At 70.2% G+C, this 12,963-nt stretch carries 11 protein-coding genes; 7 read left to right on the plus strand and 4 right to left on the minus strand.

Annotation, left to right across the window (positions count from 1 at the left end; all coding sequences use genetic code 11):
* The first annotated feature begins 86 nt into the window (after window positions 1-86).
* Window positions 87-794 carry an AAA family ATPase gene (locus tag ACQEVY_RS04055; protein ID WP_432944853.1) on the plus strand — a complete coding sequence of 236 codons (708 nt, stop codon included), beginning with the start codon at window positions 87-89 and terminating at the stop codon, window positions 792-794.
* Here the strand turns inward: ACQEVY_RS04055 and ACQEVY_RS04060 are convergent.
* Entirely contained in the window at window positions 774-1,550 is a 777-nt protein-coding gene (locus tag ACQEVY_RS04060; RefSeq protein WP_432944855.1) for an alpha/beta fold hydrolase, read from the minus strand. The two genes, ACQEVY_RS04055 and ACQEVY_RS04060, sit on opposite strands and share 21 nt — an antisense overlap.
* A 202-nt stretch (window positions 1,551-1,752) precedes the next feature.
* Between ACQEVY_RS04060 and ACQEVY_RS04065 the strand changes: the two genes are divergently transcribed.
* The 3 genes from ACQEVY_RS04065 to ACQEVY_RS04075 are packed head-to-tail and all read left to right on the plus strand — an operon-like array spanning window position 1,753 to window position 4,000.
* On the plus strand, window positions 1,753-2,469 hold the full coding sequence (locus ACQEVY_RS04065) for a helix-turn-helix transcriptional regulator (protein WP_432944857.1): 717 nt from the start codon (window positions 1,753-1,755) through the stop codon (window positions 2,467-2,469).
* A complete protein-coding gene (locus tag ACQEVY_RS04070; RefSeq protein WP_432944859.1) occupies window positions 2,466-3,440 on the plus strand; it encodes a pyridoxal-phosphate dependent enzyme in 975 nt (324 codons plus the stop codon). The genes ACQEVY_RS04065 and ACQEVY_RS04070 overlap by 4 nt, the downstream gene beginning before the upstream one ends.
* Window positions 3,441-3,472: 32 nt before the next feature.
* Complete coding sequence (locus ACQEVY_RS04075; RefSeq protein ID WP_432955055.1) at window positions 3,473-4,000, plus strand: NUDIX hydrolase family protein; 528 nt, start codon at window positions 3,473-3,475, stop codon at window positions 3,998-4,000.
* Window positions 4,001-4,015: 15 nt separating this feature from the next.
* Here the strand turns inward: ACQEVY_RS04075 and ACQEVY_RS04080 are convergent, their stop codons facing one another.
* Together ACQEVY_RS04080 and ACQEVY_RS04085 are read right to left on the minus strand one after the other, a co-directional pair.
* On the minus strand, window positions 4,016-4,765 hold the full coding sequence (locus tag ACQEVY_RS04080) for an ABC transporter ATP-binding protein (RefSeq protein WP_432944861.1): 750 nt from the start codon (window positions 4,763-4,765) through the stop codon (window positions 4,016-4,018).
* Between the two features lie 47 nt (window positions 4,766-4,812).
* Entirely contained in the window at window positions 4,813-6,063 is a 1,251-nt protein-coding gene (locus tag ACQEVY_RS04085) for an ABC transporter substrate-binding protein (RefSeq protein WP_432944863.1), read from the minus strand.
* Window positions 6,064-6,237: 174 nt separating this feature from the next.
* Between ACQEVY_RS04085 and ACQEVY_RS04090 the strand changes: the two genes are divergently transcribed.
* Both ACQEVY_RS04090 and ACQEVY_RS04095 read left to right on the plus strand, forming a co-directional pair.
* Entirely contained in the window at window positions 6,238-8,985 is a 2,748-nt protein-coding gene (locus ACQEVY_RS04090) for an ABC transporter permease subunit (protein WP_432944865.1), read from the plus strand.
* A gap of 174 nt (window positions 8,986-9,159) precedes the next feature.
* Window positions 9,160-10,089, plus strand: a complete 930-nt coding sequence (locus ACQEVY_RS04095; RefSeq protein WP_432944866.1) for a DUF2236 domain-containing protein — start codon at window positions 9,160-9,162, stop codon at window positions 10,087-10,089.
* A 65-nt stretch (window positions 10,090-10,154) separates the two neighbouring features.
* Here ACQEVY_RS04095 and paaZ read toward each other — a convergent pair whose 3' ends face one another.
* The gene (paaZ, locus tag ACQEVY_RS04100; RefSeq protein ID WP_432944868.1) at window positions 10,155-11,729 is read right to left on the minus strand and encodes a phenylacetic acid degradation bifunctional protein PaaZ; all 1,575 of its coding nucleotides are present in this window, start codon (window positions 11,727-11,729) and stop codon (window positions 10,155-10,157) included.
* 237 nt (window positions 11,730-11,966) lie between these two features.
* Here paaZ and ACQEVY_RS04105 point away from each other — a divergent pair, with 237 nt between their 5' ends.
* Entirely contained in the window at window positions 11,967-12,875 is a 909-nt protein-coding gene (locus ACQEVY_RS04105) for a PaaX family transcriptional regulator (protein WP_432944870.1), read from the plus strand.
* The last annotated feature ends 88 nt before the right edge of the window (window positions 12,876-12,963 follow it).

Consider the following 12,963-nt stretch of genomic DNA (forward strand, 5'->3'; position numbering starts at 1 on the left):
GCGTTTCTTACTGCGAAATTTTCGACGCGTCCTGGCCGGGCGCAGAGCATCAGCGCGCTGTCAGTGCCCCATGAGAAACTCGGCATGTGATCATCGAACGCGCGTACGCACACGTGTCCACGTACGAGGATGACGAGTGGCCCTGGTCCGTGCCCTGTGTTCGTCGGCTACTGGCGGACGGGCTGCGGTTCACCGCTCCGGTGACCTTCCTGGTCGGGGAGAACGGCTCGGGCAAGTCGACACTGGTCGAGGCCTTGGCGGAGGGCTTCGGGCTGGATCCCTGGGGCGGCTCGCACGACTGGCGTTATGCGAGCCGTCGCGGCAAGTCGGTGCTGGGTGAGCGGATCCGGTTCGACGCGGCGCCGGGCGGACGGCGCATGCTGGGCAGTTGGTCCGCCCGCAAGGGGTTCTTTCTGCGGGCCGAGACGGCTATGGACGCCCTGCGCCGGGAAGGGTTCGCACCGGATTCCGTCAGCCACGGCGAGGGCTTTCTGGCCGCGTTCCGGGGGAAGTTCCTGCAGCCCGGGCTGTATGTGATGGACGAGCCGGAGGCGGCGCTGTCGTTCTCGTCCTGCCTCGAACTGCTCGGCCATATCGACCAGTTGACGCAGCAGGGTGGCCAGGTCATCTGCGCCACCCACTCTCCGCTGCTGACGGCGCTGCCCGGTGCCGACATCGTCGAGGTCGGCGAGCACGGCATGCACCGGGTTCAGTGGGACGAACTCGCCCTGGTCGACCACTGGCGCCGCTATCTCACCGACCCGCAGGCCTATCTACGGCATGTCCTCGACTGACCGCCCGTCAGCCGCCTCCACCCAGAACTGCTCCAGTACGGCGGCCGCGGTGTCGGGGTCCTCCAGCATCCACCAGTGACCCACCCCCTCGAGCCGCTCGGTGCGGGCCCCGAGGCGGGCGGCAGTCTCGTCGGAGGCCGCGAGGTCGTCGAAGGGGTCGAGTACGGCCTGGAGCACCAGCCCCGGCGCGGAGGCGGGCCCGGAGAACTCTGCCGCCGAGCGGGCGTACGGGTTGGGCGTCGCCGAGCGATAGAGGGCAAGGATGCACGCGGCCATGGTGGCGTCGAGCCGCTCACCCAACGCCTCGGCGTCCTCGGCCGGCACACCGGCCCCCTTGAGCTGCGCCGCAGGACTCTCCGGACTTCCCGGAGCGGCCTCGACCGAGGCCTTCGCCCACTGCTCCCCCGCCCCCGGCGTCTGCCAGACCTGGGCGAACTCGTGCCAGACGTAGTCCGGGTGCAGGATCCCCGCCACGTCGATGGCCCAACTCCGCACGGGAAGGGCAGAGTTCGCGGCGGCCCGTGCCACGAACAGGGCACCCCAGTCGTGCCCGACCAGGTCGATCGGCCCGTCGACCTCGCGCAACGCCCGCTCCAGCCACTGGCCGTACTCGTCCATGGTCGCCCCGAAACCGTTCGGCGTCGGCACGCCGAACCCCGGCAGGTCCAGGGCGATCGAGTCGGTCGAGAGGCGCGCACGGAGCCGGTCCCACAACTGACCGGTCTCGGGCACACCGTGAACGAACACCGCCGTCATATCGACCCCTCTCCTCCGGTCCACCGTCCCGCACGGGGACCACGACTACACACCGTAGGACTCCGGATGCGGTCCCAACCGGCACATGGGGAGGGACGGCCGGATGAGCACCGTACGAAATCCGTCCCTGGATGTGTAGTCTAGGAGCTGGACTAAAAATCCAGACCCGATAGACCCCTCCATCCAGAACCTGGAGTACGCGATGGCGACCGCCACCGACGAGCAGGACGCGATCATCGCCGCGCTCACCCCCGTCATCGACGGCATCGCGGCGACATTCGGCTCGTTTTGCGAGGTGGTCGTGCACGACTTCCGGCGCCCGGAGGAATCCGTGGTCGCCATCGCGGGCTCGGTGACCGGGCGCGCTGTCGGCGGGGCGATGAGCGAGATCGGGATGGGCATCCTCGCCCGCGGCGACGAGGCGAGCGACGAATTGAACTACCTCACCCGCACCCGTACGGGGAAGATCGTCAAGTCGTCGACGATGGTCCTGCGCGACTCCTCCGGCACGGTCTTCGGCGCCCTGTGCGTCAATCTCGACATCACCGCCGTCAATCAGGCCCACGCCCTGATCGGCGAGCTCGCGGGGGTCGCCGCCGGACCGGCCGCCGTGCCGACCACGACGTTCGGCAACGACATCGGCTCCGTCGTGGACGCCATCGTCGACAGCCACCAACTGCGGCAGAACAAGACCTGGTCGGAACTCGACCGCGCAGGGCGCCTCGAGTTGTTCCGCAGCCTGGACGAGCGCGGCGTCTTCGCCGTACGAAGGGCGGTCGAGCAGGTCGCCACCCGGCTCGGCATCTCCCGCGCCTCCGCCTACAACTACCTCTCCGATGCCCGGGCGACGCCTCCCGTGTCCACGACGGACGGCACAGCTCCCGGCGCCACCCACCACCCCGACGGAGCGAAGCCATGACGCACACTCCCCCGGTCACCCTCGACGACGTCCGCGACGCCGCCGCGCAGATCAAGGGCGTGGCCCACAGGACCCCCGTACTGCGTTCGCGCACCCTGGACGCGCTCGTCGGCGCCCAGGTCTTCCTGAAGTGCGAGAACTTCCAGCGCATCGGCGCGTTCAAGTTCCGCGGCGCCTACAACACCGCGTCCCGGCTGTCGCCGGAACAGCTGGCCAAGGGCATCGCCGCCTACTCCTCGGGCAACCACGCCCAGGCCGTCGCGCTTGCCGCACGGGAGTTGGGCACGACCGCGGTGATCCTCATGCCGGAGGACACGCCGCAGTCCAAGTTGGACGCCACCGCCGGTTACGGCGCGGAGATCGTCACGTACGACCGCTACACCGGCGACCGTACGGCCATCGGCGAGGCCCTCGCCGCCGATCGCGGCCTTGCGCTCATCCCGCCGTACGAGCATCCGCAGGTGATCGCGGGGCAGGGCACCGCGGCCCTCGAACTGATCGAGGAGGCCGGGGAGTTGGCCGCCCTGATCACGCCGGTAGGCGGGGGCGGGCTGATGGCGGGCAGCGCCACGGCGGCCAAGGGCCTGCACAGCGGGATCCGCATGATCGGCATCGAGCCGGAGGCCGGGGACGACACGAAGCGGTCCCTCGAAGCCGGCCGGCGCGTCTCCATCCCGGTGCCGCGCACGATCGCCGACGGGCAGGCGGCGGAGACCCCCGGCGAGCTGACGTTCTCCGTCAATCAGCGCCTGGTCGACGACATCTTCCTCGTGACCGATGACGAGATCCGAGACGCGATGCGGTTCGCCTTCGAGCGGCTGAAGATCATCGTCGAGCCCAGCGGCGCCACCCCACTGGCCGCCCTGCTGGCCGGTCGCGTCGAGCGGCTCCCGTCCCGCGTCGGCGTGATCATCTCCGGCGGCAATATCGGCGTCCGGCGCTTCGCGGAACTGTGCGGGAGCGGAAGCTGAGCGGCGGAAAGTATGATCAGCGAATGTCTGACATGACCGAAACCACGCCCGGCTGGCTGAGTCCCGACGAACTCGAGTATGCGCGCGACCGTATGCCGATCTTGTACGTCGAGGCCGTACCCGTGAGAGTCGACGACAGCGGCGAAGTCACCAGCATCGGGCTCCTGCTGCGCATCGGGCCGGACGGAACGGTCAGCCGAACCCTCGTCTCCGGCCGCGTGCTGCACCACGAACGCGTACGGGACGCCCTGCTGCGCCACCTGGAGAAGGACCTCGGCCCGATGGCGCTGCCCCAGGTGCCGGCCTCGCTGCAGCCCTTCACGGTCGCCGAGTACTTCCCGACGCAGGGGATCACACCGTTCCACGACCCGCGCCAGCATGCGGTCGCGCTCGCCTATATCGTTCCGGTGACCGGCGACTGCCGTCCCCGCCAGGACGCTCTGGACCTGGTCTGGTTCAGCCCCCAGGAGGCTTCAGAGGCACTGGTCCTGAGCGAGATGCCGGGCGGGCAGGGAGTCCTCCTCAGGCAGGCACTCGCCCATGTCGGCTGCCTGTCCTGAAGAACCCGGTGTTGCTCACGGAGACGCCGAAGTCCCCGGCCGGGCGAGGTAGGAGGACTCGACGGCGTCCAGGTTCTCGCGCAGTTCCTGCGGGGTGCCGGCCATCTCGATGCGGCCCCGGCGCAGCACGTACACCCGGTCCGCGATGTCCAGCACCTTGCGTACGTGCTGCTCGACCAGCAGCGCCCCGAGGCCCCGGTCGGCGGCTTCGCGCACCGCGCGCAGCAGGCGTTCGACCACCAACGGGGCGAGCCCGAGCGAGAGTTCGTCGGCGAGGAGCAGCCGGGGCGAGCGGCACAGGGCGCGCGCGAGGGAGAGCATCTGCTGCTCGCCGCCGGAGATCATGCCCGCCCCGGTCTTGAGCCGTTTCTCGAGTTCGGGGAAGAGCTCCAGGGCGCGGGCCGCCTCCACCCGGCCGACGCGCAGGTTCTCGGCGACGTCGAGCCGGGTGAAGACCGCGCGCTCACCGACGTAGGCGAGCCCCTGCCGGGCCCGGCGGTGCAGCGGCGCCCGGCCCGCACCGCCCAGCCAGCGCACCTCGCCGCTCATCGGCGCCAGATCGCCGGCGAGCACCCGAAGCGTCGTCGTCTTGCCCGCCCCGTTGGGCCCGAGCAGCGCGACGACCTCACCGGGCCGCACCTCGATATCGAGGTCGCGCACGACGGGCTGGGTGCCGTACCCGGCGGACAGGGCGCGGGTCGCGATCAGGGCTTGACCGGATGCCTCGGGCGATGTGCCGGTGCGGTCGGGTGCGCTGGTGGCCACAGGACTTCTCCTTCCGTAGGTGCCGCTTTCGCGGAGTGCGGTTTCGTTCAGCCGGACGACGCGGCCGTCAGCGCCTTGCGCATGTCGACGAAGTCCGACCCCGACTCGGCCCACTCGATCTTGCCGTCCTTGAGCACCAGTTCAGTGGCCGTGGTGTTGTGGATGCGGTTCAGCCCCTTCATGGGCAGCGCGGTCGCGTCCGTCCAGGTAAGCGGCGGAGTCAATCCCCCCGTGTTGATGCCCTTCGACGTGTTGAGCTCCTTCACCAGGGCCTTGGAATTGATCTCCGGCAGCTTCGCGGCGGCCTCGCTGAAGACCTTGAACGCCACCCAGGTCGTCGCGTTGGCCCCGTTGGAGAGGTCGACGTCCTTGCCTTCGAGGGCGGAGACGGCGTCCTTCCAGGCGGGGTCGGAGATGGGCGGGTAGTAGCCGGTGATGGCGGAGCCGTCCAGCGGGCTGCTGCTGCCGCCGGTGGTCTCGGCCAGTTCGGGGGTGAGGTTGCCGACGACGCTGCCGAGTTCGGTCTTTGCGCCGGACTGCACATACGCCTTCACGAACAGGTCGGAGTGCGTGCCGAGGATGACGCTGACGCAGTCGCTGTCCCTGGTCGCGGCGGCCACCTGCGGGGCGAGGTCGGTGGCGGTCACCGGCACCTTGAGGTCCTTGGGCGGCTTACCGCCTGCGGAGGTCGCGCCGAGGCCGAGGAACTGGCTGACGATCGCGGCGGCGGCGACGTCGTAGCGCACCCCGGAGATCTTCTCGCAGCCCGCCTCCACCAGCTGTTGTCCGTGCGCGGCGAAGACCACGGGCGTGCCGCCGTTGACCGGGAAGGACAGCGGGTTGGAGAACTCCGCGGCCGACACTCCGGTCCCGCCGATGTAGGGGATGCCGGCCTTCTCGAGGATCGGCATGTAGCGGTCTCCGGCGAGGCTGTACGAGCCGACCACCGCGACCACTTTCTCGCTGACCGCCTGCTGGGCGCAGTTCTCGGCCTCGTCGGGGTCGTTCTTCTCGTTGCAGGTGAGGACCTTGAGCGGGCCGCCCTTGATGCCGCCGTTCGCATTGATCCACTTCTCGTACGCCTGGGCCGTGACCCGGACGCCGGGCTGTGCGCTGCCCTGGGTGTTCTCCGGTGCCCAGACCATCACCTTGACCGGTGCGCCGGTCAGTGCGGACGCGGCGGCCGCGCTGCCGGTGGGCTCCTCCTCGGCACCGCCGCCGCAGCCGGCGGCGAGCAGGGCTCCGGTCATCGCGAGACAGCTCGCTGCGGTACTTCTGCGTCGGCGTGGGTTGTTCATGTTTCCTCCGCGAAGACTCGCGCCCCGGACGGGCGACGTTGAAGACGCGACCAGCATGGAGTGGGAAGTGTCGTTAGAGAAGTACTCTTGCCACAATTATTTAAATAAATGTGCTGTACGGTCTTGCCGCAGCATCGGGCGTTCGCTACTCATGGAGCCCTGGAGGTTCATCTGGTGGACGACATCCTGCGCTTCGCGCTTCTGGGCCTCGGGCTCGGTGCGCTCTACGCGCTCACCGCACAAGGCATCGTGCTGATCTACAGAGGCTCCGGCGTCCTGAACTTCGCGCATGGCGCGTTCGGGATGACCGCCGCCTATGTGCAATGGGAGCTCGCCACGCAGCACGGCGTGCCCTACTGGACCGCCGTCGGCTGCGGCGTCCTGGTGGCCGGGCTGCTGGGGGTGCTCACCCATCTGCTGGTGATGCGCCCGCTGCGCCGGGCCTCCTCACTGGCCCGGCTGGTGGGCACCCTGGCGGTATTCATCGTGCTCACCGCCGCCGCCGTCAAACGGTACGGCGACAGCGTGCAGCTCGTACCCGGCAAACTGCCCTCCGACCTGGTGGAAGTGGCCGGGGCGACCGTGTCCGAGGACCGCATCTGGCTGCTCGCCATCGCGATCGCCATCACCGTCGCGCTGCATCTGCTCTACAAGCGGAGCCTGTTCGGGCTCGGCACCACGGCGGTCGCCGAGAACCAGAGCGCGGCCTCCTCACTCGGCTGGTCCTCGGATCTGATCGCCGCCGCCAACTGGGGGCTCGGCTCGGCGCTCGCGGGGCTGACCGGCATTCTGATCGTGCCGGTCATCGGCCTGTCCGTGAGCGGCCTGACCACGCTTCTGCTGAGCGCGCTGGCTGCCGCCTTGGTCGGCAGGTTCTCCTCGTTCCCCGTCACTCTGGCGGGCGGCCTCGTCATCGGCATCGTGCAGTCCGAACTGACCCGCTACGGCACGGACATCACGGGCCTCGCGGCCTCCGTGCCCTTCCTCGTCATCGCCCTGGTCCTGGTGGCCCGCGGCCGGGCACTGCCGCTGCGCGGCACGTTCCTCGACCGGCTGCCGGCGCTCGGCACCGGACGCGTACGGCCGGTGGCACTGGCGGTCGCCGTCGCGGTCGCCCTGCTGCTGGTGGCACTGTCCACGCCACAGTGGGCCGACGCGATCACCAACACCCTGGTGCTCTCTCTGATCATCCTGTCGATCGTGGTGGTCACCGGCTACGCCGGACAGGTCTCCCTCGCGGCGTACGCACTCGCCGGAACCGGCGCCTTCATCGCCGGGCACGCGGTCGCCGACTGGGGCTGGCCCTTCGAACTCGCCCTGCTGGCAGGCGTGTTGGGGACCGTACCGATCGGCCTCCTGTTCGCCCTGCCCGCGGTCCGCACCCGTGGTGTCAACCTCGCGATCATCACCCTCGGACTCGGCACCACGCTGGAGGTGACGGTCTTCCAGAACACCGACCTGGCCACCACCCCCGGCAGCGACGGCATCGCGGTGGGCAAGCAGACGCTCTTCGGCATCGACATCTCCGGCGTCGACCATCCACAGCGGTACGCGGCCCTGGTGCTGCTTCTCTTCATCGGCGCCGCTCTGGTCGTGGCCAACCTCCGGCGCAGTCGGACCGGCCGCCGGCTGATCGCGGTGCGCGCCAACGAGCGGGCCGCCGCCGCACTCGGCATCGGCGTAAGCGCCACGAAGCTGTACGCGTTCGGGGTGTCGGCGGCGATCGCCGCGCTCGCCGGAGTCCTCACCGGCTTCCGCTCGACCTCGGTGGTCTTCAGCGACTTCGCGAGCTTCGACTCCATCACCGCGCTCGGCCTCGCCGTCATCGGCGGCGTCGGCTTCCTGGTCGGTCCACTGTTCGGCGCCACGTTCGCCGCGGGCACGATCGGCGCCCGTTTCGGGGATCTGGTGGTGCCGGGGCTGAGCGAGTGGATGCCGCTGATCGGCGGGATCATTCTGCTGCTCACCCTGGTGGGCAACCAGGACGGCATCGGGCAAGGGCTGGGCAAGCAGTCGGCGGCAGTCGAGCGCAAGCTGCTCCGGAAGCGCTCCGACGACGGAGCGGCGGCCCCGCAGGTGACGCCTCCCGAGTCCGTGCCGGACGCCCACCGGGCGGCGCCCCTCCCCCTCCGCGTCAGCGGCCTGACCGTGCGCTACGGCGGTGTCGTCGCCGTAGACGACCTCTCCTTCGCCATCGAGCCCGGCCGGGTCACCGGCCTCATCGGCCCGAACGGCGCGGGCAAGACCTCCGCCATCGACGCGGTCACCGGCTTCACCCGGCCCGCCTCCGGGACCGTACGCCTCGGTGATCGGGACCTGACCGGCACCTCCGTGCACCTGCGCGCCCGCGCGGGCCTGAGCCGGTCCTTCCAGTCACTGGAACTCTTCGAGGACATGACGGTCCTGGACAACCTGTACGCGGCCTGCGACCGGCCCGGCCCGTGGACGTACCTCAAGGATCTGATACGTCCCGGAAGCCGCCCTCTGCCCGCCCAAGTACTGGTCGCGGTGCGGGAGTTCGGGCTTGAGGGCAGCCTGGACCGTTCGGTGGGCGACCTCTCGTACGGGGAGCGGCGGCTGCTGGCCATCGCCCGTGCCGTGGCGACCTCACCGTCCGTCCTCCTCCTCGACGAGCCGGCGGCCGGCCTGTCGGACGACGAGACCCGCGAACTGGCCCGCCTGGTACGGCGACTCGCCGAGGACTGGGGTATGGGCGTGCTGCTCGTCGAGCACGACGTCGACATGGTCATGAGCGTCTGCGACCAGGTCGTCGTCCTCGACTTCGGCCGCCGGATCAGCGTCGGCACGCCGGACGAGGTACGCGCCGATCCGGCGGTGCGGGCGGCCTACTTGGGCGACCTGTCGCCGGAGGAGGCAGTGGATGCCGTGCCCGGGGCGGAGGGTGATCCGGTGAGCGCCTAGGTTCCTGTCGGAGGTGCGCGCGCAGGCGGTGGACACCGAGCCACCGCCTGCGACGGGTCACTGACCAGCCGCGGGCCTCACCCGGGCTTGACCGTGATCTAAATCACGGCGAGCCCTGGCATCGGGAAGCGGAAGCCCAAGCGTCCTCTCAGCCATATTCCGACAGGAGCCACGGTGGTGCAGCCGCCTGGCTACGAGGCTGGGGGAACGACGTTGCGCCGTGGGTACAAGTGGGTGGACCGCGAACTGGCTCGAATGGACCCGGAGACCGATTGGGAGCGGATGATCTCGCTCTACGTCAGCCACCGCGTCCCAAGGTTCGCCCTGGCGATGATGATCTATCCGGGCACCATGCGCATGATGCAGCCGAGCATGGGGGCCGCCACTCTGGCCCACACCTCGAAGCTGGAGACGAGACCCCACCGGCGTTTCCAGGACGGCAACGACTTCCTGATGGCCTGGATGGTGGACGGCTTATCCAGCGCGGCGGGCCGCAAGGCCGCCGCACGGCTGAACCGCATCCACCTGAGCGTCGCCCGCAGGACTCCACAACTGCCCGGCAACTTCGACCACATCGACGACTTCATCTATCCCTTGGTCCTGCTGGCCACGTTCGGCGACCGTCTGCAGACCTCGCTGGGCCTGCCCGGGATGAGCGAACCCATGAAGATCGCGTGGCACCGCTGGGCGCAGGCACTCTTCCGCCTCCTGGAACGCGAGTCCGGCCCCCTGGCCGACGAGGCGTTCCCCGAGGACTGGAACGCGATGACCGAGTTCGCCTTGAAATTCGAGTCCCGTCCGTACGAACAGACAGAGTCGGGCCATCGTGTGGCGACCGCGATGATGGACTTCTTTGCCGAGCGCTGGTTCCCCGCGCCCTTGCGGGCGTTCGGCAGGGACCTGACCCGGTACCTCGCCGGCGAGCGGGTCTGCCGACTCCACCGGATCGGCTGGATCAGCCCCCGCCGCGAGCGTGTCGTCCGCCTCTTCCTGAAGTCCGCGTTCCGCGCTCAGCGCCTTCTGCCCGACTACCGCACACCGCTTCCCGAGCGCCTCCAGCGGACCCGGCGCACCAACGCACAGCTCAAGGAGCTTGAGCCCTAAGGGAGTTGAGGGTCGAGGGGCGAGCTTGTCGAGATCGGCCACGGTGTTACGCCTCGGCCTGTGGCTCAGCGGTCGTGACCGGGTGGCGGCCCGGTGAGTGTCGAGAGGAGGGCGGGCGGGCCCTGGACGGCGGTGCGCTGCATGTGGTGCAGCACGCTGCGGATGCCGCCGAGTTCCTCGCCGCCGCCCGCCCGGCCGGGGCCGCCGTGCACGGCGTGCGGGAGCGACGAGCCGTGGCCGGTGGACTCCCCGGCGTCGGTGCGGTCGAGGAGCAGCAGGCGGCCGTGCCAGGGGGCGGCCCCGAGTACGGCCTCGCGGGCGAAGCCGGGATCGTGGGTGACGACCGAGCCGACGAGGCTGCCCTCGCCGCGCGCGGCCAGCGTGACCGCGTGGGCGGCGGTTCCGTCGTACGGCAGAAGGGTGCTGACGGGGCCGAACGCCTCGACCTCGTGCGGCTCGGCCCGGTCGGGGTCGTCGCAGCGCAGCAGCAGCGGCGGGAGGAAGGCACCGCGTTCCGGGTCGCCGTCCAGCACCTCGAACCGGTCCGGGTCGCCGTGGACGACGTGGGCCGCCGCCGTGAGCGCCTTGAGCGCGCGCAGCACCTCCTCCCGTTGCCCGAGTCCGGCCAGCGGGCCCATGGCGACGGCGGGATCGGCGGGGTTGCCGACGCGCAGGTCGGCCAGTTCGGCGCAGACCGCTTCCTGTACGGCGTCGATGAGGCCGGCCGGCACCAGAGCGCGGCGGATCGCGGTGCACTTCTGCCCGGCCTTGATCGTCATCTCGGTGACCAGGGTCTGCGTGAACAGGTCGAACTCGGGGGTGCCGGGGGTGGCGTCGGGCCCCAGGATCGCGCAGTTCAGGGAGTCGGCTTCGGCGTTGAAGCGGACGGCGCGGCCGGCGACGGCCGGGTGGCTGCGCAGGGTGCGGGCGGTCGCGGCGGAGCCGGTGACGCTGAGCACGTCCTGTCCCGTGAGCGCGTCGAGGATGCCGTCCGGCGGGGCGCAGATCAGCTGGACGGCGCCTTCGGGGAGGATGCCGGACTCGATGATGCGGCGGAACACCAGCTCCGTCAGGTAAGCCGTCTGGCCCGCGGGTTTCACCACGGACGGCAGGCCCGCCAGCAGAGCCGGCGCGAGCTTCTCCAGCATGCCCCACACGGGGAAGTTGAACGCGTTGATCTGCACGGCCGCGCCCTGCCGCGGCACATGGACGTGACGCACGGCGAAGGTGCCCTGTTTACCGATCGGTTCCATGTCGCCGTCGGGCAGGACATGCCCGTCGGGCAGCTCTTTGGTGCCCTTGCTGCCGTAGACGAAGAGCACCCCGATGCCGCCGTCAACATCGAGCACGGAGTCGCGGCGGGTTGCTCCGGTGCGGGTGGACAGTGCGTGGAACTCGTCCGTGTGCGCGGCGAGATGCTTGCCGAGCGCCTTGAGCAGACCGGCGCGCTGGTGGAAGGTCAGCTCGCGCAGGGCGGGGCCGCCCACCTCCCGCGCGTGACGCAGCGCGGCAGCGGCGTCGACGGGGTGCTGGGAGAGCCGGGCCACCTCGGTGCCGGTCGCCGCGTCCAGCAGGGGACGCCCCTCGTCGGGTGCCTCGTACCAGTCACCGGCGAGGTAGCTGTGCAGTTTCGCGGCCACGGCGGGCCCACCTTTCGTGTCCCGGTCGGCGGCCCGCCGACGCGACAGACATTCTACTGATAATTTCCGTAACGACAAGATATTGTGTAAGGAGAGACGGGCTCCTGCGGAGAGACCTGGCTCCGGGCCGTACTGCCGGAGCGTCCTGGATACGCTGATGACGTCGATGTCACGCGGTCGATCTCACGCGACGGCGTGATACATCGGATCGGCCGGCAGCAAGGGAAGTGACGAACCATGGTGGATCGCGCGGCGCGCGGAACGGGCCGGAGGGAGCGTGCCGACCGGGCCGCGGCGGGGAGCGCACGGCCGGTGGTCAGCCGGCGCCGGGAGGTCGGTGACGTCAGCGCGCGGTCGCTGCTGATGACCATGCTCGGGGAGTACGTACTGCCCAAGGGCACTCCGGTGTGGACCTCGGCGCTCGTGGATGCGCTGGCGATGTTCGGTGTCGAGGAGAAGTCGGCCCGCCAGTCGCTCGCCCGGACCGCGGCAGAGGGCTGGCTGGCCTCCGAGCGGATGGGACGCCGCGTCCGCTGGGCGCTCACCCCGCCGGGGCGGCGGATGCTGACCGAAGGCGCGCAGCGCATCTATGACTTCGGCAGCGGGGAGCACACCTGGGACGGCACCTGGCTGGTGGTCCTCGTCTCCGTGCCGGAGGCCAAGCGGGACCTGCGGCACCGGGTGCGTACGCGGCTCACCTGGGCCGGTTTCGGCTCTCCGGAGCCCGGGGTGTGGATCACGCCCCACGCCGACCGTGAGGCGGAGGCGCTCGGCGTCCTGAAGGAACTCGGGCTCGCCGACGACGCGATGTCCTTCACCGCCACGTACGGCGCTGTGGGCAGCGAGGCGGCCATGGTGGCCCGAGCCTGGGACCTCAGCGAGGTGGAGGACCGCTACGAGGCGTTCATCGACGAGTTCACCGGGCTGCGCCCCGCCGACGGTGACGCCGTCCTGCACGCCCAGACCATGATGGTGCACGAGTGGCGCCGCTTCCCCTTCCTCGATCCGCGGCTCCCGTCCAAGCTGCTGCCTCCGGGCTGGAGCGGGGCCAGGGCAGCCGAACTCTTCCACAGCAGGCATGCCGAGTGGAATCCGGTGGCGCTGCGGCGCTGGGAGGAACTGGCCGAGGGGCACGGCGAGAAGTGAGATCACACGGAAGACCTTGACCGCGTTACCTGCCGGACAGGACGTGCGCGTCGACCACCATCTCGCCGTCGATCACGGCGCCCTCCTC

The organism is Streptomyces sp. CA-288835 (assembly GCF_050936385.1).
Lineage (GTDB): Bacteria > Actinomycetota > Actinomycetes > Streptomycetales > Streptomycetaceae > Streptomyces.